This is a genomic window from Xanthomonas hortorum (assembly GCF_024339125.1).
GTDB classification, from domain to species: domain Bacteria; phylum Pseudomonadota; class Gammaproteobacteria; order Xanthomonadales; family Xanthomonadaceae; genus Xanthomonas; species Xanthomonas hortorum.
Genome location: NZ_CP101417.1, coordinates 5041287 through 5060163 on the forward strand (window position 1 = coordinate 5041287; position 18877 = coordinate 5060163).

The following is an 18877-nucleotide window of genomic DNA, read 5'->3' on the forward strand; positions in this document are numbered from 1 at the left end:
TTGCTTAGCCGAGCAAGGTTTCCAGCACGGCCATGCGCACGGCGACGCCGTTGGCGACCTGGCGCAGCACGCACGATTGCGCGCCGTCGGCAACCTCGTCGGTGATTTCCACGCCGCGGTTGATCGGGCCCGGATGCAGCACGGCGGCATCGCGACCGGCACGCGCCAGGCGCGCGCGGGTGAGCCCGTAATCGGTGTGGTATTGCTCCAGCGACGGCACCAGGCCTTCTTCCATGCGCTCGCGTTGCAGGCGCAGCATCATCAGCGCATCGACGCCTTCGAGCATCGCGTCGAAATCTTCGCCCACCACGCAGCCGTCCAGCATGTCGTCGTCGGGCAGCAGGCTGGCCGGACCACACACACGGATCTCGCCCACGCCCAGGGTGCGCAACGCGTGCAAGTCCGAGCGCGCTACACGCGAGTGCTTCACGTCGCCGACAATTACCACCTTGAGCTTGGAAAAATCGGTGCCCTTGGCCTGGCGCAGGGTGAGCATGTCGAGCAGGCCCTGGGTGGGATGCGAGCTGCGTCCGTCGCCGGCATTGATCAATGCAGTGCCCTCGCCTGCAGCCTCGGCCAGCGCTTCCACCGCACCGTCGTCGGGATGGCGCACCACAAAGCCACGCACGCCCATCGCCTCGAGATTCTTCAAGGTGTCGCGCGCGGTCTCGCCCTTGCGGGTGGACGAAGTGGAGGCATCGAAGTTGAGCACGTCTGCGCCTAACCGCTGCGCGGCGAGGTGAAACGAGCTGCGCGTGCGCGTTGAGGGTTCAAAAAACAATGTGCACACCGCAGTCCCGGCCAGCACGCTGCGCTTGCCGACGCGCCCTACCGCGGCGTCGCGGATCTGACCGGCACGATCGAGCAGTTGCAGCAGCGTGGTGCGCGGCAGTCCTTCCAGGGTGAGCAGGTGGCGCAGGCGTCCGTCCGAATCGAGTTGCATGGTGGTCATCGCAGGTCGGGAAATATCAGGGAAAGAAGAGTGGCTTGGTCGGGCGCGGCCAACCAGCGTTCGACAATGACCGCGGCCGCCATCGCGTCCAGCGCTTCGGCATCGCGGCGGCGCTTGCGTCCATCGGCGCGCTCGCGCGCGAAACGCTGCGCGGCTTCGACCGAACTGGAGCGCTCGTCGATCAGCACCACCGGCAGCGCATAGCGCTCACGCAGTTGGCGAGCAAACGCATGGGCGCGCTTGCGTGCGGGTTGGTCCTTGTCGTCAAGGGTGAGCGGGTCGCCGATCACCAGGCCGTCGGGCCGCCATTCCTTGTGCACACGATCCAGCGCGGCCCAGTCGGGACCGGTGGCATGCACGTTGATGACGGCGACCGCGCGCGCGCCGGCACCGAGCGCGGTGCCAACGGCCACACCAATGCGGCGCGACCCTACGTCGAAGCCCAGCACCGTGCCATCCGGGCGGATCGCGCCCGCCTCAGGCATGCCCGGAATAATCCGTCAGCCGGAACAGGTCCACGCCGATGCGCCCGGCAGCGGTCTGCCAGCGATCTTCCAGCGCGGTGGCGAACAGCACGTTGGCATCCGACGGCGCGGTGAGCCAACTGTTCTCGCCCAGTTCGAACTCGAGCTGCCCCGCGCCCCAGCCGGCACAGCCCAACGCCACCAGCGCATTGCGCGGACCGTCGCCGGCCGCCATGGCTTCGAGAATATCGCGCGAGGTGGTCAGGAACACGCCCTGCCCCACTTCCAGGCAGGAATCCCATTCGCGCGCATCGTCGTGGATGACGAAGCCGCGCTCCGGATGCACCGGCCCACCGCTGAGCACGATCTGCTCGCGCAGGTGCTCGTCGACGGTGTCGATGCCCATTTGCGACAGGACTTCGCCCAGCGTGTACTCGGAGGGCCGATTGACCAGCACGCCCATCGCGCCGTTCTCGTCGTGCTGACAGATCAGCGCGACGCTGCGCGAAAAGGTGGGGTCGGACAGCGCCGGGAGCGCAATCAGCAGTTGGTTGGCCAGAGGCGTGGGCAAAACGGACATGACCGCATTCTAGCCGTTCGCTCCGCCGCGCGCAGAGCCGCTGCCATACTTGGCGCTTGCCTGGCGCTGTGGGCTGCCGACGCTGACGATGGACCGGACCGCGAACGCGGTGCCGTTGCCGCTTCTGACCTGCGCGTTCAGGTTGTCGCTGGCGATGCAACCCGGGCTCGTGCGGTGCATTCTGCGCTGCTAGCTTGTCCATCCAGACTTGGCACTGGACGGCGCTGTATTCGCCCGGTTTGACCCCTCTTTCCATCGTGCCGGCCCACCACCACGGCGCACATCACAGGCACCCCCATGAGCGGCTATTGCAGCATCGCCCCAGGCCATCCGGTCCACGGCCACTATCACGCGTACGAATACGGCTTCCCGCAGCGCGACGAACGCGAGCTGTTCGAGCGGCTGGTGCTGGAAATCAATCAGGCCGGATTGAGCTGGGAAACCATCCTGCGCAAGCGCAGCAATTTCCAGCGCGCCTACGACGGTTTCGATGTGGACACGGTTGCCGCGTACGGCGAGACCGAGATCGTTCGGCTGATGGGCGATGCCGGCATCATCCGCAACCGGCTCAAGGTGCTGGCGGCGATCCATAACGCGCAGGTCATCCAGACGCTGCGCGCCTCGCACGGCAGCTTCGCGCACTGGCTGGATGCACAGCATCCGCTCGCCAAGCCAGACTGGATCAAGCTGTTCAAGAAGACCTTTCGCTTCACCGGCGGCGAAATCACCGGCGAATTCCTGATGAGCCTGGGCTACCTACCTGGCGCGCATCATGAAGATTGCCCGGTGTTTGCGCATATCCAGGCATTGTCGCCACCGTGGATGCTGAGCGAAAAAGCGTAGCGGCGACAAGATCGAGCGCATGCCGGCCGCTAGAAGCACTGTGCACACGTTGCAGCGCGATGCGTTACATACCGCACCAGCGACGCGCGCAACTGCCCACTGCAGCGTCGGCGGCAGGTCGCCAACGACGTTCCGGATCACACGCCCATATAACGATGCGGGCGGTGATTGAACATCAACACCAGACTCAGCATCAACGCACCCAGCGCCGAATACAGCACCTTGTCCGGGGTGAGGATGGTGAAGGCCACCAGCATCAGCATCGCATCGAAACTCATCTGCACCTTGCCCGCACTCCAGCCGCGCTCGCGCTGCAGATACACCGCCAGGATGCCGATGCCGCCCAAACTGCCGCGATGGCGGATGAAAAACAGGATGCCCAGCCCCGCCAGCGCACCGCCGACGATGGCCGAAAACAGCGTGCTGATATGCGCGTACTCGGCCCAGCGCGGTATCAGGTCGGTGAGCGCACCGCAGGCGCCGACTGCGGCGAAGGTCTTCAAGGTGAATTCCCAGCCCATGCGGCGCACGCTCAGCCAATAGAACGGCAGATTCACTAGCACGAACACCAGACCGAAATTCCAGTGCAACGCGTAATGCAGCAAGAAGGCGACACCGGCCATGCCACCGATCATCAGGCCGCCCTTGGCGAAGATCGCCAGGCCCAACGAGGCCACCAGCGTCGCCAGCACCATGCCTTGCGCGTCTTCGGCCACCGAGTGGTGATAGGCATGATCGTCGGCCGCGGTGCCGGCCGAATCCGGCGGCGGCGTCAACGGGCCGGAGGTGACCACAGCGCCGTCATCGGGCAGCGGTTCTTGCTCCGGACGCAGATCGGAATCGGGAAGGCTCACAGGTTCGGGCACTGCAATGGGGTGCAATATTAGACACTATCGGCCCGCCTGGTTACATCTGAAACGTCACCGCATGCGCGCACTGCTGCGCTGCATGTTCATCGACCAACAGCGCGGTCTCTACCCTGTCTTTTTGCAGCAGACGCCTGTGCGCAGACATGAAGCGCCAAGTCCCGGGACCCTTGTGCAGGTGAATTTCTTCAGCGTGCTATGCCGCGGCCATGCACCAGAGTGCACCAATGCGCAGCGGTCCTGGGCGACTCACCGAACCTCGGCAATCTCCACACCATCCATCCCCTGCGCCAGGGTCTTGGCGTCGCCGCCCTGCGAGAGTTTGATGCGCAGGCGCACTTCGTTCTGCGAATCGGCATAGCGCAGCGCGTCTTCGTAGCTGATTTCGCCGGCCTGATACAGCTCGAACAGGCTCTGATCGAAGGTACGCATGCCCAGGTTGGTGGACTCCTTCATGATCTCCTTGAGCTTGTGGATCTCGCCGTCGCGGATGTAATCCTGCACCAGCGGGGTGCCCAGCATGATCTCCATCGCCACGCGGCGGCTGCGCCCGTCCGGAGTCGGAATCAATTGCTGCGCGACCACGCCCTTGAGATTGAGCGACAGATCCATCAGCAGCTGATTGCGGCGATCTTCCGGGAAAAAGTTGATGATGCGGTCCATCGCCTGGTTGGCATTGTTGGCGTGCAGGGTGCACAGCACCAGATGGCCGGTTTCGGCGAATGCCACCGCGTGATCCATGCCTTCGCGGGTACGCACCTCGCCGATCATGATCACGTCCGGCGCCTGGCGCAGGGTGTTTTTCAGCGCGTTTTCCCAACTATCGGTGTCGATGCCGACTTCACGCTGGGTGATGATGCAGCCTTCGTGCTTGTGCACGAATTCGATCGGATCTTCGATGGTGATGATGTGTCCGGTGGAATTCTGGTTGCGGTAACCGATCATCGCCGCCAGCGAGGTCGACTTACCGGTACCGGTGGCGCCGACGAAAATGATGATGCCGCGCTTGGTCATCGCCAGCGTCTTGATCACCGGCGGCAGGCTCAACTCTTCCACCGTGGGGATGCGCGTTTCGATCCGGCGCAGCACCATGCCGACCTGGTTGCGCTGATAGAAACAGCTCACACGAAAACGCCCGACCCCTGACACGCCGATGGCGAAGTTGCACTCGTGCGTCTTTTCGAATTCTTCGCGCTGCGACGGTGTCATCACGTTCAACACCAAATCGCGACTTTGTTGCGCCGTCAGCGGTGTCTGGGTGATCGGGCTAATCTTGCCGTTGACCTTGATCGCCGGCGGCATGCCCGAGGTGATGAACAGATCCGACGCCTTCTGGTGCGCCATCAGCTTGAGGAACGAGGTGAAGTCGATAGTGCTCATGGCGCGCTCCTTTGGAGCAGGGATTCGGGATGGGAGATTCGGGATTCGCAAGAGCGGGGTCCGGTCCGGGAGATCGCCATTGCGAATCCCGAATCCCGAATCCCGGCTACTCGAATATCCGCTTGTCCTTGGCGTACTCACGCGCCTGGTTGCGCGTGATCAGGCTACGCTTGACCAGGTCCTGCAGATGCTGGTCCAGCGTCTGCATGCCGTATTGCTGGCCGGTCTGGATCGACGAATACATCTGCGCCACCTTGTCCTCGCGGATCAGGTTACGAATCGCCGGGGTGCCGACCATGATTTCCCAGGCGGCGGTGCGTCCGCCGCCGACCTTCTTCAATAGTGCCTGCGAGATCACCGCGCGCAGGGATTCGGACAGCATCGAGCGCACCATCGGCTTTTCGCCGGCCGGGAACACGTCGACGATACGGTCGATGGTCTTGGCCGCCGAGCTGGTGTGCAGAGTGCCGAACACCAGATGGCCGGTTTCCGCAGCGGTCAGCGCCAGGCGGATGGTTTCCAGATCGCGCAATTCGCCGACCAGAATGATGTCCGGGTCTTCGCGCAAGGCCGAGCGCAGCGCCTCGTTGAAGCCGTGCGTGTCGCGGTGCACTTCGCGCTGGTTGATCAGGCACTTCTGCGAGGTGTGCACGAATTCGATCGGATCCTCGACCGTGAGGATGTGGCCGTATTCGTTTTTGTTGATGTAGTCGATCATGCCGGCCAGCGTGGTCGACTTGCCCGAACCGGTCGGCCCGGTGACCAGGATCAGGCCCTGCGGCTGGTCGATCAGCTGGCGAAAGATCGGCGGGCAGCCCAGGTCTTCCAGCGTCAGCACTTCGGAGGGAATGGTGCGGAACACCGCACCGGCGCCACGGTTCTGGTTGAACGCATTGACGCGGAAGCGCGCCAGCGACGGAATCTCGAACGAGAAGTCGACCTCGAGGAATTCCTCGTAATCGCGGCGCTGCTTGTCCGACATGATGTCGTACACCAGCGCGTGCACCTGCTTATGGTCCAACGCCGGAATATTGATGCGACGGACATCGCCATCGACACGGATCATCGGCGGCAAGCCGGCCGACAGATGCAGGTCCGATGCCTTATTTTTGACAGAAAACGCCAATAGTTCAGCGATATCCATGCGCTGCTTTTCCCCTAGGCTGCGATTGGAAGGTACTCCCCGAGCGGCAGTATAGCGTTCTGCCCCCGCCCTGGAAGAGTCCGCGCATCGGTTTCATTGCAGCGAACTGGCCGCCTGCTGCCGGCGTCCACTGCGGCCAGCCCAGCCCGCCAGATTCACGGCAGAACCTGCCTACGCCCAGCAATCGTCGCGCCGGCAGCCATGCCGGCATGAACGGTAAAGCTGCGAGGCCGGTTCTCCAGACCCCGCAATCATCTCCAGCTTGCGCAAGGGCCGGCCACGCGCCGATCGCCGCACGACGCTGCGCGATCCAGCTGCGTGCCGATTGTGCGCAAACGCACCGTCCGGCCGCGCAGTTGCGCCTGAAATTCAAGCTGTCATCCACACAACATCGTGACGCAATCCAGCTGCGCACAATGGCGCAGGCAGAGCGGACTGAACGATGACGCGTTGCCCGGGCCCGGCATAGATACGGCCCGCGGCACACGTTGGCGACCGCTCCTGCATCCGTTGCAGCGCCCTCCCCAATGAGTGAAACACCATGAAATCGCTGCTGATCGCCAGCGTCGTCGCTTTGCTTTGCCCTTTTGTCACACATGCGAACGAAGCCTGGAACCACGACGACATCAAACCCATCCCCGAGAAGGTTCCCGCAGGCCCGATCGGACAGCGCGACTGGGATTACCGGCCGTGCCTGTTCGTGCACAACGGCTGCGTGCCGTTTCCTGCAGTCGACCAGTGGGGGCATCCGAGCAAGGGTTTGAAGCCCACCGGTGCGTCCAATGGCGGCTGCAGCCACAGTCCCGGCCAGGTCTACGTGCGCTCGGGCTGGTACCGGGGCGTCTGGGCCATCATGTACAGCTGGTACTTCCCGAAAGACTCGCCATCCAGTGGTTTGGGACATCGCCATGATTGGGAAAGCATCGTCGTCTGGATCAACAATCCATCGGTGCCGCGGCCGACGGTGTATGCCCTTTCCTACTCGGCACATGGCAACTACTCTTACCTGCGCAATCCCGCTGCCAGCCTGCGCGACAATCACCCCAAGGTGGTCTACGGCAGTACCTGGCCGACCAACCATGAGATGTTCATCGGTCCCTACAACCCGGTCGGTGGCATGCAGCCGCTGATCGCATGGGAATCGATGGATCAATGGGTGAAGGATGCATTGACGTACACAAACTTCGGTGCCGCCAACGTTCCTTTCATCGACAATAACTTCAACCAGAATCTCGGCAAGGCCTGGTACTACAACTGACCTGGCACCTGCATAGATCGCGTGCGGCAAACCGATGTCCGGTGGCCAACAGACCGGACATCGGCGCCCATGCGCTGCCCCGAATGCACCACCTGCTGGAAGGACCAGGGCGCTGGCCTCACTATAGGCGGTCCTCCCTCAAGCCAAGGGCGCCACGTGCCGGCCTCGTCGCTGCAGCAGATTCTCGACCGCATCCGAGTCGCATCGGAAAACGCCGCTGGGCGTCCCGCCCGGCTACTGGCGGTCTCCAAGACCCAGTCCGCCGGCGCAATCCAGGCGCTGGCGGCGCAAGGCCAGCAGGCGTTCGGCGAAAACTACGTGCAGGAGGCGCAGGCCAAGATCGACGAACTGCATGCGCTGGGATTGGAATGGCATCTGATCGGCCACCTGCAATCCAACAAGGCCGAACTGGCCAGCCACTGCTTCGACTGGATACAGACCGTGGACCGCGCCAAACTGATCCCGCTGCTGGCGCGCTACCGCTCGGACGATCGCGCGCCGTTGAACGTGCTGATCCAGGTCAATATCGACGACGAGGACAGCAAGCACGGTTGCGCACCGGAGGCGATCGATGCGCTGGCCCGTGACATCGCGCTGCAACCGCGTCTGCAGTTGCGCGGGCTGATGGCGATTCCCGCGCCGTTTCCCGAGCAGGCACGGCGCGCGGCTGCGTTTACGCGCATGCAGGCGCTATTCGAAGACCTCAAGGGCCGCTATCCGCAGGTGGATACCTTGTCGATGGGCATGAGTTCGGATTTCGTCGAAGCGATCGCGGCCGGTGCCACCATGGTGCGCGTCGGTACCGCGTTGTTTGGCGAACGCGCCTCGTCGCCTGCCGCCGCGTCCTGATCGGCCTCGCGCGCCGATCACCGACTCTTTCTGACCTAAGGTGCTGCAATGACTCTGCCCTCTTCGCCCGCGTCTTCGCATCCCAACGCTGCAATCACCGCGTTCGTCGGTGGCGGCAACATGGCGCGCAGCCTGATTGCCGGGCTGATCCGGCAAGGCGTGCCCGCAGCCAGCATCCGCGTGGCCGAGCCGATTGCCGAATTGCGCGAGGCGTTATCGCGCGACTTCGGCGTGCACGCCGTGGAAGACGCCCGCACCGCCGTGGACGGAGCGGCCATCTGGGTACTGGCAGTCAAACCGCAGGTGCTGCCTTCGGTGTGCGCACAGCTGGCCGACCTTGCGCAGGCGCAGCAGCCGCTGCTGCTGTCCATCGCTGCCGGCATCACTGCAACGCAACTGCAGCGCTGGTCGGGCGGTGACGTGGCAGTAGTGCGCGCAATGCCCAACATGCCCTCCCTGCTCGGCGCCGGCGTCACCGCGCTGTACGCCACTGCGCGCGTTTCCGACGCGCAACGCGTGCAGGCGACCCGCTTGCTGGATAGCGCCGGCGTCACCGTGTGGATCGACGACGAAGCGCAGATGGACGCGGTGACCGCCGTCTCCGGCAGCGGCCCGGCCTATGTCTTCCTGCTGGCCGAAGCGATGGAGGCTGCCGCGCAAGCGCAGGGTCTGCCCGCCGACACCGCACGCACGCTGGTGCTGCAAACCGTGCTTGGCGCCGCGCGCATGCTGACAGAATCCGGCGAAGCACCGGAGCAGCTCCGCCACCGCGTGACCTCGCCCAACGGCACCACGCAGGCGGCGATCGAGGCATTCCAGGCCGGCGGCTTCGAAGCGCTCACCGCAAGCGCAATCGCCGCAGCCACCGAGCGCGGCCGTAGCCTGTCGGCCGCCAACGATTAGCGAATCCGCTAACGAAGAAGCGCAGGATTTCCTCGCAACCAAAGCTGATTGCAGGTATGCAATCGATCCGTCGGCACTGCATGGATCCTGCATAACGGCGATCCATCCGCGCTGGCCATGCCGACCAACGCCATCAGCCAGCCGCAGATTTCGGCAACACCCGACACCAGATCGCCTGCTCGATCATGCACTCAAGCTCGCGCTGAAGACCTGCTGCTCTGCGTCAGACGCTTCGTCAACGCGCACATCGCAACCGACTCGACAATGCGTTTCGTACGCGTTTTCTGCCGCTGGTGAACGAATCCCCGTCGAAAGACGCTTTTTTCGCGTTGTTTCATCGTTTGCCTATTGGCGGCGCGCAGCAGTTGCCCTACATTTCGCGTTGCCGACTGGGTCGGCAGACCCAACACCACCTACGAATACGGAATACATAACTCATGGCAAAAACCGCCGCTAAGAAGGCTGCCCCCAAAAAGGCAGTGAAAAAGGTCGCCGCCACCAAGACCGCAAAGCCGGCGAAGGCCGCCGCTGCCAAGTCCGCCGCGCCGAAGCCGATCAAGGAAGCACTGAGCAAGACCGGCCTGGTCGCGCACATCGCCGAATCCACACAGCTGGCTCCGAAGGACGTCCGCGCCGTTCTGGCGACGCTGGAATCCGTTGCACATTCCTCGCTGAGCAAGAAGGGCGCCGGCTCGTTCACTCTGCCGGGCATGCTGAAGCTGACCAGCGTCCATGTGCCGGCCAAGCCCAAGCGCAAGGGCATCAACCCCTTCACCAAGGAAGAGCAGACCTTTGCCGCAAAGCCGGCCAGCTTCAAGGTCAAGGCTCGCTTGCTGAAGAAGTTGAAGGACGCCGCGCTCTAATCGAGCACGCATCCGGTGTAACGAAGGCGGCCTGCGGGCCGTCTTTTTTTTGCGCGCGCGATACCGCATGCGTGATTACCCACATGCCGCTCATCGCCGCTTGCCTACCCTGCCTGCTCATTCGCAACCCAGCAGGTGCATGTGACCGATCCATCGCCCCACCCTCCATCGACTACACCGCTGTCCACCGCCCGCAGCCCCGCACGCCGCGTGCGCCGCCTGCTGGTGTCGGTCGCCCTGCTGTGCGCCTTGGGTGTCGCCGCACGCTGGGCCTGGCAGTTGCCGATCGCCGAGCAGCTGCGCACCAGCTGGGAGCTGTCACGAATGCCGCCGCCGACGTCTTTGCAGATTCCGGTCGAAGGCGTGCAGGCACGCCGCATCGCCGATACCTTCGGCGCGCCGCGGGGCCGCGATCGCAGCCATGCCGGTGTGGATATCTTCGCGCCACGCGGCACGCCGGTGCTGTCTGCAACCCGCGGCGTGGTCAGCGCCATTCGCGATCAAGGCCTTGGCGGCAAGCAGGTCTGGGTGCTGGGGCCGGCCATGCAGTGGCATTACTATGCGCATCTGGACGACTGGGCCGCAGGCTTGGAGGTCGGCGATGTGGTCGAGCCCGGTACACCGCTGGGCATGGTCGGCACCACCGGCAACGCGCGCGGCACGCCGCCGCATCTTCACTATGGGGTCTATGGGCGCAACGGTGCGTACGATCCGCTGCCGCTGCTGCGCAAACCCGCACCACAGCCGGCACAGTGAACATGTTGGAACACTGCGTCATGGCCTGCCCTATCGAGGCCACCGCACGCTGCGCCTATGGTGGAGACAGCCCAGCAACGACGCCATCTCCATGCCCCGAAAACGCTATCGCATTACGGTCACGCCCATCGAAAGCGATGGCCGCCCCTGCGACGACCGCTGCACCATCGAGTTCGAACAGCGCTCGCGCGCCGACTGGATGCGGCTGCTCGAAGAGTTGCACCTGCGCCGCGACCTGAGCAGCGATGAATGCGCCGCGCTGACAGTCGGCTCGCAGCTGCTGGAAGATCTGGCCGCCCGCCCGCGCGCGCAGCCCAGCGATGCGTTGGATGTATTGCGGCCGAAGCTGCAACTGCTGCTGGAGCGCCTGCAGCGTGTGCACCCAACGCCAGGCGCTTGAGGCCTGCATCGCCGCATTGCGCGGACCGTTACACTGCGCGCATCGGGGATGGGGACGCGCCATGCGCTGGGCTGGAATCGTAGTATTTGCCGCTGCAATCGCTGGCTGCAGTTGTCAGCGCACCGAAGACAAACGCACGCCTGTTGCTGCGCCCTCGTCGCCAACCGAGGCTGTGACAGGCACTCCAGGCACAGTCACCAACGCTGGAGCGCCTGCACCACTGGTGCCGGCACCGGACCCCAACGACGCCACAGCGCGCAGCAACTTGGCCAAAGCAAGCGCCACCGTGCATCGGTATCTGGGCGCACTACCCGGCGCGGCACGCGCGGATGCCGATGCGCTGTGGACCGGGGGTCGTCCCTCACCGGTGCCGGATGACGCAGCGCTACGCGGCATCACCAACATCCAATCGATGCGCATCAACAACGATCCACCCATTGCCTTGGACCAGCAGCATCCGCCCAAGCTGATCGAAGTACCGGTGCAACTGACCGTGCATACCACCGCCGGCACGCAGCGTCTGGTCGGTGCGTATCGACTCCAACCCCGCGCCGGCAGCGACACATGGGAGATCTATTCGGCAACGCTGCAGCCGGTGCTGCGCTAACCCGTGGTTCACCGGCGCAGACTAAGGTGATGTCATCTGCTACCGGAGTCACCCGATGAAACTGCGTTCGCTTGCCGGATCCATGCTCGCCCTCGCCCTGGCGATGCCCGTCACCGGTGCCTGGGCCACGCCGCAGATCCAGGGACATCAAATCAGTGTGCAGGGCAGCGATCTGCAGCAATTCCTGGGTGGCCGCTTCCCGCAGACGCATGACGCACTGGGTGGCTTGGTCGAAATGACGGTCAGCAATCCGGCGCTGTCGCTGCCGCCGGGCGACCGGCTCAAGATGGCCTTCGATCTGGCCCTGGCCACCGCGGGCGGCGCGCCGGCACCGGTCGGCAACGTGACCTTGACCAGTGCGCTGCGCTACGACGTGGCCAAGCAAGGCTTTTATCTTGATCAACCCACCATCGATGACTTCCGCCCTGCCAATGCCGGCGCCAAGCTTGATCACAGCACCCGCCAGTTGCTCAATGCCTGGCTGGCCGATTACGCGCGCAAGGAGCCGATCTATCGTATCGACCCGGCGATCGCGGCGGTGATGGGCAATGTGCAGGTGGAGTCGGTGGGCATCCAGAACGGACGGGTGGCGGTGAACTTCAATCAGAACATCGAGCAACTGGTGCCGGCGACAGCGCTTTCCGGCAAGTAGACGATCCGCGCTGCGCTAGCGCGGGGCTCGCTGACCGGTGCCACTGCGCGGCAGGCGTTGCACACACACAAAGGCCCGGCGCATCGATCGCCGGGCCTTTGTTGCGAAAGACGTCTGGGAAGACGGTGACGCTGTTGTTGGAAGCGATCCATTAACAGGTGAATCGACTGCGTAAGCATGCAGGTCGAACCCGCGTATTGCGCATTCCCGGTTGCGCACTCCTGAAAGAGAGTGCGCATCGCATCATCGCGATGCCGGCACGCGCGTGCTCAGCGCTTGGGCTGCAGCATCGTGCCGGTGCAGTTCTTGGAGCCGCAGCGGCATTCCCAGATCTTCTTCAAACGCGGTGTGTGGCGCTCGGCCAGCGTGATGCCGTAGTTATAGGTGAGCTCTTCGCCGGCCTTGATCGCACGCTTGGCCTCGATGAAGATCTTGTCCTTGCTGCGATCGTCGCCTTCGGCCTCTTCGATCACCGCTTCGCAATTGGGCTTGCAGCTGTGGTTGATCCAGCGCGCCACGTTGCCTTCGTAGTTGGCATCCAGCACGTAGTCGTCGCTGAGCGTGAACAGGAAGGTGTGGCCACTTTCCACATCGCCGGTGTCATCGGCATCCACTTCCGCATGCGTGCGCAGGCGCCCTTTGTATTGAATGATGCGCTCGCCCTTGCGGAGCGCGGCGAGGGCGAACATGCCATTGCCGTGGATACGTGACTTGCGGGCGGCAACTTTGCGCGACATGAACGGGGTCCAGTGATGGGGCCGCTCATTGTGACCGCAGCGCGGCGATGCGCCAAGCACAAGCGCATTGCCAACGGCAACGTCCAACGCTTGCCGGCGGCTGAACCGCGCGGTTGGCCCTGCCCTGCGCGAAAGAGTACAATTTCGGTCCGCTTTAGGATTTACCTGGCCTCCTCATGTTGCGCGTCACCAAACTCACCGATTACGCCACCGTCGTGCTGACCGTACTGGCTGCACGCGGCGATCAGGTGCTCAGCGCGAGCGAGCTGGCCGAGCAGGCCGGCCTGGAAGCGCCGACCGTAAGCAAGATTCTCAAACCGTTGTCGCAAGCGGGCCTGGTCGAAGGTTTGCGTGGCGTGCATGGCGGCTACCGGCTTGCACGCGCGGCCAGCGAGATCACGCTTGTTGAAATCGTCGAGGCAATGGAAGGCCCGCTGGCGATCACCGAATGCAGCCAGGACCACAGCCAGTGCGGCATCGCGCAGACATGCGGGGTGCGCTCTAACTGGCGTTTGATCAACGACGTGGTCGGCGATGCATTGCGTCGCGTCACGCTCGCACAGATGTTGCAGCCTCTCTCTCTCCCTGGCGACAGCAGTCGGCGTTCCATCGCCGCACGCGTCGCGACCACCTGACCTGTAGGCAGCCCGATGGCCACCGAACTTGCTCCCCCGCAGAACGCCGAGATTATCGAACGGCTGGGCCGACGTTACGACGCCGGCTTCATCACCGACATCGAATCGGACTCGCTCCCGCCCGGCCTGGACGAGGACGTCATCCGTGCCTTGTCGGCCAAGAAAGAAGAGCCGCAATGGATGACCGACTGGCGTCTTGAGGCATATCGGCATTGGCTGAAGATGCCGATGCCGGAATGGGCGAAGTTGCAGATCTCCCCGATCGATTTCCAGGCATTGAGCTATTACTCCGCGCCCAAGGGCCCGAAGTACGCCTCGCTGGACGACGTGCCGAAGGAACTGCTCGACACCTATGACAAGCTTGGCGTGCCGTTGCACGAGCGGGCCCGGCTGGCCGGCGTGGCGGTGGATGCAGTATTCGATTCGGTCTCGGTCGGCACCACGTTCCGCAAGGAACTGGCCGAAAAGGGCGTGATCTTCTGCTCGATGTCCGAAGCCATCAAGGAACATCCGGAGATCGTCAAACAGTATCTGGGTAGCGTGGTGCCGGTTGGCGACAATTACTTCGCCGCACTCAACTCGGCGGTGTTCTCCGATGGCAGCTTCGTTTTCATCCCGAAAGGCGTGCGTTGCCCGATGGAACTGAGCACCTATTTCCGCATCAATGCCGGCCATACCGGCCAGTTCGAGCGCACCTTGATCGTGTGCGAAGACAAGGCGTATGTGTCGTATCTGGAAGGCTGCACCGCGCCGATGCGCGACGAAAACCAGCTGCATGCGGCGGTGGTCGAGCTGGTGACGCTGGAAGACGCCGAGATCAAGTATTCGACCGTGCAGAACTGGTACCCGGGCGATGAAAACGGCGTTGGCGGCATCTACAACTTCGTCACCAAGCGTGCCGAATGCCGTGGCGACCGCAGCAAGGTCACCTGGACCCAGGTCGAAACCGGCTCGGCGATCACCTGGAAGTATCCGTCCTGCGTGCTGCTGGGCGACGACTCGGTGGGCGAGTTTCACTCGGTGGCACTCACCCATCATCGTCAGCAGGCCGATACCGGCACCAAGATGATCCACATCGGCAAGCGCACCAAGAGCAAGATCGTCAGCAAGGGCATCAGCGCCGGGCGCGGGCAGAACACCTATCGTGGTCTGGTCAAGGTGGATCGCAACGCCGATGGCGCGCGCAACTACACCCAGTGCGATTCGCTGTTGATCGGCAAGCAGTGCGGCGCGCATACCTTCCCCTATATCGAGGTGAAGAATCCCGGCGCCACCGTCGAGCACGAGGCCACCACCTCCAAGATCAGCGACGACCAGTTGTTCTATTGCCGCGCGCGCGGCATCAGCCAGGAAGATGCGGTGTCGCTGATCGTCGACGGTTTCTGCAAGCAGGTATTCCGCGAACTGCCGATGGAATTTGCAGTGGAAGCCAAGAAGCTGCTGGAAGTTTCCTTAGAAGGCAGCGTCGGCTGACACCTTTCCCCTTCTCCCCTCGGCAGAAGGTGGCGCGCAGCGCCGGATGAGGGTACGGGCGAAGCCAGGTGCACCCAAACAGCACGCTGCTTCGCACGAACCCTCACCCCAACCCATCTCCCGGCGGGAGAGGGGCTCAATCACTGGATACGAATATGCTCAAGATCAACAATCTCCACGCCAGCATCGCCGGCAAAGAAATCCTCAAAGGCCTGTCGCTGGACATCAAGCCGGGCCAGGTGCACGCCATCATGGGGCCCAACGGCGCGGGCAAATCCACGCTGGGCAATGTGCTGGCCGGGCGCGATGGCTACGAAGTCAGCGCAGGCAGCGTGCAGTTCGAAGGCAAGGACCTGCTCGACCTTCCGCCGGAAGAACGCGCCGCTGCGGGCCTGTTCCTGGCCTTCCAGTACCCGGTTGAAATCGCCGGCGTCAACAACACCTATTTTCTGCGCGCCGCGCTCAACGCGCAGCGCAAGGCGCGTGGCGAGGAAGAGCTGGACTCGATGCAGTTCCTCAAGCTAGTGCGCCAGAAACTGGCGGTACTGCATCTGAAGGACGAGCTGTTGCATCGCGGCGTCAACGAAGGCTTCTCGGGTGGCGAAAAGAAGCGCAACGAGATCTTCCAGCTGGCCGTGCTCGAGCCCAAGCTCGCCATCCTGGACGAAACCGATTCGGGCCTGGATATCGACGCACTCAAGAGCGTGGCCGACGGCGTCAACGCGCTGCGCTCGCCGGAGCGCTCGTTCCTGGTGATCACTCATTATCAGCGCCTGCTCGATTACATCACCCCGGACGTGGTGCATGTGCTGGCCGAAGGCCGCATCGTGCAGAGCGGCGGCCCGGAACTGGCGCTGGAGCTGGAAAAACACGGCTACCACTTCCTCAAGGACCGCGTGGTGCCCGAGGCGGCTGCCTGATGAGCGCCCTGCTGGAATCCCTCGCACGCGGTTTCTGCGGCAACGATGTACGGCGTGCCGAACTCGATGCCGCGCTGCAGACCGGCCTGCCCGGCCCGCGCGCCGAAGCCTGGAAATACACCTCGCTGCGGCAGCTGGAGCGGCGCAGTTTTCAGACGGCGCCCTTGGTACCGACGCTGGTCGATGCCTCCGTGCTGGACGATATCGCCTCGCCACGGCTGGTGTTCGTCAACGGGCGCCCGTCCGACGCACTGAGCGACCTTTCGACGCTGCCCGACAGCGTACAGCTGGAGACCTTGTCTGCCTCGCTGGCTGCCAGCGATGACGCGCAGCAGCTGCTCGGTCGCCGTTTCGAAGGCAGCGATGAAATCTTCGCCCGTCTGAATGCCGCGCTTGCCGACGAAGGCGTGCTGGTGCGCGTGCAGGAAGGCGCGCAGATCGATATTCCGCTGCAGCTGGTCTTTATCAGCGTGGCCGGCGAGCACGACCTGTCCTGGCACCACCGGCACCTGATCGAACTACGTGCCGGCGCGGCGCTGAACGTGGTCGAGCATCACCTGCATGTCGGCGATGCCGCGCATCTGGATAACAGCCTGATGCATGTGCATCTGGCCCAGGATGCGGTGTTGTCGCATGCCCGCGTGCAGGCCGACAGTGCGCACGCCACCTCGCTGTTGCGTACCGATGCCGTGTTGGCGCGCAATGCGCGCTACCAGCGCGTGGATCTGGAACTGGGCGCCAACCTGTCGCGGCACGAGCTCAACGTGCGCCTGGAAGGCAACAACGCCCAGCTCACCGCCAATGGCGTGCTGCTCGGCAACGGCCGTCGCCATGTCGATACGCGTCTGGGCATCCAGCACATTGCACGCGATACCAGCTGCGAGCTGGTCTGGCGCGGCGTGGGCGCCGATCGCAGCCGTGTGGTGTTTCACGGCGGCATCCACATTCGCCCCGGTGCCGACGGCAGCGATGCGCGGCTGTCGAACAAGAATCTGCTGCTGTCGGCCAATGCCGAGATCGACACCCAGCCGGTGCTGGTGATCGATGCCGAAGAAGTGCAGGCCGCGCACGGCGCCACCGTCGGCCAGCTCGACGACAACGCCTTGTTCTATCTGCGCTCGCGCGGTCTGCCGCAGGCCGATGCACAGCGTTTGCTGAGCGCCGCGTTCTGCCACGAGCCGCTGCGCGTGCTGCCCACCGCGCTGACTGCGGTACTGGCGCTGCAGCTGGACCGCGCACTGACCTCGGCAGGCGTGGCATGAACGCGCCCGCCGTCCCGCAACTGGCCGCGCCGGATTGGGAGCGTGTGCGCTCGGATTTCCCGTTGTTGATGCGGCAGGTGCACGGCAAGCCGCTGATCTACTTCGACAACGCCAACACCGGCCAGAAGCCGCTGCAGGTGATTGCCGCGACCGACGAGTTCTATCGTCGTCAAAACGCCAATGTGAGCCGCGCGGTGCATGCGCTGGGCACCGAAGCCACCGATGCGTTCGAAGGCGCGCGCAGCAAGCTCGCACGTTTTCTCAATGTGCGCGCCGACGAGCTGGTGCTGTGCAGCGGCACGACCTTTGCGATCAATCTGGTCGCTTATTCCTGGGCGCTGCCGCGCCTGGGCGCCGGCGATGTGATCCTGATTTCGCGCATGGAGCACCACGCCAACATCGTGCCGTGGCAACTGGTGGCGCAACGCACCAGTGCGACCATCCGCGTGGCCGAGATCACCCCAGACGGCGCGCTGGATCTGGATGCCTTGCGCAAGGCGATGACGCCGGAGGTCAAGCTGCTGGCGATCACGCACGTGTCCAATGTGCTGGGCACGGTCAACCCGGTGCGCGAGATCTGCCGCGAGGCGCGCAAACGCGGCATCGTCACCGTGGTGGACGGCTCGCAAGCCGCGCCGCATCGGCGTATCGACATGGCCGGCATCGGTTGCGATTTCTACGCCATCACCGGCCACAAGATGTGCGGGCCGACCGGCACCGGCGCGCTGTGGGCACGTCGCGAACACTTGCAGGCAATGCCGCCGTTTTTAGGCGGCGGCGAGATGATCAAGGAAGTCAGCTTCGAGGGCACGGTGTTCAACGATGCCCCGCACAAGTTCGAAGCCGGCACGCCCAACATCGCCGGTTTCATCGGCCTGGGCTCGGCAGTGGATTACCTGGAGTCGGTTGGGCTGGCGCACGTGGAAGCACGCGAAACCGAGTTGCTCGCACACTTCACCGAAGAACTGCAGCGTATCGAGGGCCTGCGCATTTTCGGCACCACGCCGGACAAGGCCGCAGTGGTGTCGTTCCTGATCGAAGGCGCGCATGCGCATGATCTGGCCACCCTGCTCGACCTGGAAGGCATCGCCATCCGCTCGGGCCAGCATTGCGCACACCCGCTGCTGCAGTACTACGGCGTTGCCGCCACCTGCCGCGCCTCGCTGGCGTTCTACAACACGCACGACGAGATCGAGCGCTTTGTTGCTGCGCTGGTGAAGGTGCGTCGGCTGCTGGCTTGAGGCAGTGATTGGTGAGTCGGGATTAGGGATTCGGAGAACCTTTCGCCGAGTTGCGGTGCTTGCGCCAGACGTCCGTGCGCTGGCGCACGTGC

General features: G+C 63.9%; 21 protein-coding genes. 14 read left to right on the forward strand and 7 right to left on the reverse strand.

Annotated features, from left to right (window positions below):
* Positions 1-4: 4 nt before the first annotated feature.
* Genes NMB96_RS21690 through NMB96_RS21700 form a run of 3 tightly spaced genes read right to left on the reverse strand, consistent with a single transcriptional unit; the run spans position 5 to position 1996 of the window.
* On the reverse strand, positions 5-952 hold the full coding sequence (locus tag NMB96_RS21690; RefSeq protein ID WP_006448878.1) for an aspartate carbamoyltransferase catalytic subunit: 948 nt from the start codon (positions 950-952) through the stop codon (positions 5-7).
* Complete coding sequence (gene ruvX / locus NMB96_RS21695) at positions 949-1437, reverse strand: Holliday junction resolvase RuvX (RefSeq protein ID WP_023904602.1); 489 nt, start codon at positions 1435-1437, stop codon at positions 949-951. The genes NMB96_RS21690 and ruvX overlap by 4 nt, the downstream gene beginning before the upstream one ends.
* Positions 1430-1996 carry a YqgE/AlgH family protein gene (locus tag NMB96_RS21700; RefSeq protein ID WP_006448880.1) on the reverse strand — a complete coding sequence of 189 codons (567 nt, stop codon included), beginning with the start codon at positions 1994-1996 and terminating at the stop codon, positions 1430-1432. The genes ruvX and NMB96_RS21700 overlap by 8 nt, the downstream gene beginning before the upstream one ends.
* 297 nt (positions 1997-2293) lie before the next feature.
* Between NMB96_RS21700 and NMB96_RS21705 the strand changes: the two genes are divergently transcribed.
* On the forward strand, positions 2294-2839 hold the full coding sequence (locus NMB96_RS21705; protein WP_255085686.1) for a DNA-3-methyladenine glycosylase I: 546 nt from the start codon (positions 2294-2296) through the stop codon (positions 2837-2839).
* Positions 2840-2976: 137 nt separating this feature from the next.
* Here NMB96_RS21705 and NMB96_RS21710 read toward each other — a convergent pair whose 3' ends face one another.
* The 3 genes from NMB96_RS21710 to NMB96_RS21720 all read right to left on the reverse strand — a co-directional run bounded on the left by NMB96_RS21710 (position 2977) and on the right by NMB96_RS21720 (position 6229).
* Positions 2977-3651, reverse strand: coding sequence for a YitT family protein (locus NMB96_RS21710; protein ID WP_043889842.1), 675 nt, complete (start codon positions 3649-3651; stop codon positions 2977-2979).
* A 303-nt stretch (positions 3652-3954) separates the two neighbouring features.
* A complete protein-coding gene (locus NMB96_RS21715) occupies positions 3955-5085 on the reverse strand; it encodes a PilT/PilU family type 4a pilus ATPase (protein WP_006448884.1) in 1131 nt (376 codons plus the stop codon).
* A 106-nt stretch (positions 5086-5191) separates the two neighbouring features.
* Complete coding sequence (locus NMB96_RS21720; RefSeq protein ID WP_006448885.1) at positions 5192-6229, reverse strand: type IV pilus twitching motility protein PilT; 1038 nt, start codon at positions 6227-6229, stop codon at positions 5192-5194.
* A 541-nt stretch (positions 6230-6770) separates the two neighbouring features.
* Here NMB96_RS21720 and NMB96_RS21725 point away from each other — a divergent pair.
* The 8 genes from NMB96_RS21725 to NMB96_RS21760 all read left to right on the forward strand — a co-directional run bounded on the left by NMB96_RS21725 (position 6771) and on the right by NMB96_RS21760 (position 12517).
* Positions 6771-7487 carry an NPP1 family protein gene (locus NMB96_RS21725; RefSeq protein WP_255085688.1) on the forward strand — a complete coding sequence of 239 codons (717 nt, stop codon included), beginning with the start codon at positions 6771-6773 and terminating at the stop codon, positions 7485-7487.
* A gap of 156 nt (positions 7488-7643) precedes the next feature.
* Positions 7644-8336, forward strand: a complete 693-nt coding sequence (locus NMB96_RS21730) for a YggS family pyridoxal phosphate-dependent enzyme (RefSeq protein WP_023904610.1) — start codon at positions 7644-7646, stop codon at positions 8334-8336.
* Positions 8337-8384: 48 nt separating this feature from the next.
* A complete protein-coding gene (gene proC / locus NMB96_RS21735; RefSeq protein WP_023904611.1) occupies positions 8385-9239 on the forward strand; it encodes a pyrroline-5-carboxylate reductase in 855 nt (284 codons plus the stop codon).
* 437 nt (positions 9240-9676) lie between these two features.
* Complete coding sequence (locus tag NMB96_RS21740; protein WP_043889331.1) at positions 9677-10102, forward strand: HU family DNA-binding protein; 426 nt, start codon at positions 9677-9679, stop codon at positions 10100-10102.
* 135 nt (positions 10103-10237) lie between these two features.
* Positions 10238-10858: a M23 family metallopeptidase gene (locus NMB96_RS21745; RefSeq protein WP_084217901.1), complete on the forward strand. Its 621-nt coding sequence runs from the start codon at positions 10238-10240 to the stop codon at positions 10856-10858.
* A gap of 91 nt (positions 10859-10949) precedes the next feature.
* Entirely contained in the window at positions 10950-11258 is a 309-nt protein-coding gene (locus tag NMB96_RS21750; RefSeq protein WP_006448891.1) for a DUF3861 family protein, read from the forward strand.
* 220 nt (positions 11259-11478) lie between these two features.
* Entirely contained in the window at positions 11479-11865 is a 387-nt protein-coding gene (locus tag NMB96_RS21755; RefSeq protein WP_084218051.1) for a hypothetical protein, read from the forward strand.
* A gap of 55 nt (positions 11866-11920) precedes the next feature.
* Positions 11921-12517 carry a YceB family lipoprotein gene (locus NMB96_RS21760; RefSeq protein ID WP_006448893.1) on the forward strand — a complete coding sequence of 199 codons (597 nt, stop codon included), beginning with the start codon at positions 11921-11923 and terminating at the stop codon, positions 12515-12517.
* A 269-nt stretch (positions 12518-12786) separates the two neighbouring features.
* Here NMB96_RS21760 and NMB96_RS21765 read toward each other — a convergent pair whose 3' ends face one another.
* A complete protein-coding gene (locus NMB96_RS21765; RefSeq protein ID WP_006448894.1) occupies positions 12787-13254 on the reverse strand; it encodes an SET domain-containing protein in 468 nt (155 codons plus the stop codon).
* Between the two features lie 176 nt (positions 13255-13430).
* Between NMB96_RS21765 and NMB96_RS21770 the strand changes: the two genes are divergently transcribed.
* From NMB96_RS21770 to NMB96_RS21790, 5 genes are all read left to right on the forward strand, one after another.
* Complete coding sequence (locus tag NMB96_RS21770; RefSeq protein ID WP_023904615.1) at positions 13431-13889, forward strand: SUF system Fe-S cluster assembly regulator; 459 nt, start codon at positions 13431-13433, stop codon at positions 13887-13889.
* A 15-nt stretch (positions 13890-13904) separates the two neighbouring features.
* Positions 13905-15362, forward strand: a complete 1458-nt coding sequence (sufB, locus tag NMB96_RS21775) for a Fe-S cluster assembly protein SufB (RefSeq protein WP_006448896.1) — start codon at positions 13905-13907, stop codon at positions 15360-15362.
* Positions 15363-15517: 155 nt separating this feature from the next.
* Positions 15518-16282, forward strand: coding sequence for a Fe-S cluster assembly ATPase SufC (gene sufC, locus NMB96_RS21780; protein ID WP_006448897.1), 765 nt, complete (start codon positions 15518-15520; stop codon positions 16280-16282).
* Positions 16282-17544, forward strand: a complete 1263-nt coding sequence (sufD, locus tag NMB96_RS21785) for a Fe-S cluster assembly protein SufD (protein WP_023904616.1) — start codon at positions 16282-16284, stop codon at positions 17542-17544. The genes sufC and sufD overlap by 1 nt, the downstream gene beginning before the upstream one ends.
* Positions 17541-18785, forward strand: a complete 1245-nt coding sequence (locus NMB96_RS21790; protein WP_023904617.1) for a cysteine desulfurase — start codon at positions 17541-17543, stop codon at positions 18783-18785. Before sufD ends, NMB96_RS21790 begins: the two co-directional genes overlap by 4 nt.
* Positions 18786-18877 lie beyond the last annotated feature (92 nt).

Excerpts from the sequence above, each read along its gene's own strand:
- NMB96_RS21715 (WP_006448884.1), bottom strand. The coding sequence starts at position 5,085 with ATGAGCACTATCGACTTCACCTCGTTCCTCAAGCTGATGGCGCACCAG.
- NMB96_RS21750 (WP_006448891.1), top strand. The coding sequence starts at position 10,950 with ATGCCCCGAAAACGCTATCGCATTACGGTCACGCCCATCGAAAGCGAT.
- sufB (WP_006448896.1), top strand. The coding sequence starts at position 13,905 with ATGGCCACCGAACTTGCTCCCCCGCAGAACGCCGAGATTATCGAACGG.
- sufD (WP_023904616.1), top strand. The coding sequence starts at position 16,282 with ATGAGCGCCCTGCTGGAATCCCTCGCACGCGGTTTCTGCGGCAACGAT.
- NMB96_RS21765 (WP_006448894.1), bottom strand. The coding sequence starts at position 13,254 with ATGTCGCGCAAAGTTGCCGCCCGCAAGTCACGTATCCACGGCAATGGC.
- ruvX (WP_023904602.1), bottom strand. The coding sequence starts at position 1,437 with ATGCCTGAGGCGGGCGCGATCCGCCCGGATGGCACGGTGCTGGGCTTC.
- NMB96_RS21700 (WP_006448880.1), bottom strand. The coding sequence starts at position 1,996 with ATGTCCGTTTTGCCCACGCCTCTGGCCAACCAACTGCTGATTGCGCTC.
- NMB96_RS21705 (WP_255085686.1), top strand. The coding sequence starts at position 2,294 with ATGAGCGGCTATTGCAGCATCGCCCCAGGCCATCCGGTCCACGGCCAC.
- NMB96_RS21690 (WP_006448878.1), bottom strand. The coding sequence starts at position 952 with ATGACCACCATGCAACTCGATTCGGACGGACGCCTGCGCCACCTGCTC.
- proC (WP_023904611.1), top strand. The coding sequence starts at position 8,385 with ATGACTCTGCCCTCTTCGCCCGCGTCTTCGCATCCCAACGCTGCAATC.
- NMB96_RS21740 (WP_043889331.1), top strand. The coding sequence starts at position 9,677 with ATGGCAAAAACCGCCGCTAAGAAGGCTGCCCCCAAAAAGGCAGTGAAA.
- NMB96_RS21790 (WP_023904617.1), top strand. The coding sequence starts at position 17,541 with ATGAACGCGCCCGCCGTCCCGCAACTGGCCGCGCCGGATTGGGAGCGT.
- NMB96_RS21770 (WP_023904615.1), top strand. The coding sequence starts at position 13,431 with ATGTTGCGCGTCACCAAACTCACCGATTACGCCACCGTCGTGCTGACC.
- NMB96_RS21725 (WP_255085688.1), top strand. The coding sequence starts at position 6,771 with ATGAAATCGCTGCTGATCGCCAGCGTCGTCGCTTTGCTTTGCCCTTTT.
- NMB96_RS21720 (WP_006448885.1), bottom strand. The coding sequence starts at position 6,229 with ATGGATATCGCTGAACTATTGGCGTTTTCTGTCAAAAATAAGGCATCG.
- sufC (WP_006448897.1), top strand. The coding sequence starts at position 15,518 with ATGCTCAAGATCAACAATCTCCACGCCAGCATCGCCGGCAAAGAAATC.
- NMB96_RS21760 (WP_006448893.1), top strand. The coding sequence starts at position 11,921 with ATGAAACTGCGTTCGCTTGCCGGATCCATGCTCGCCCTCGCCCTGGCG.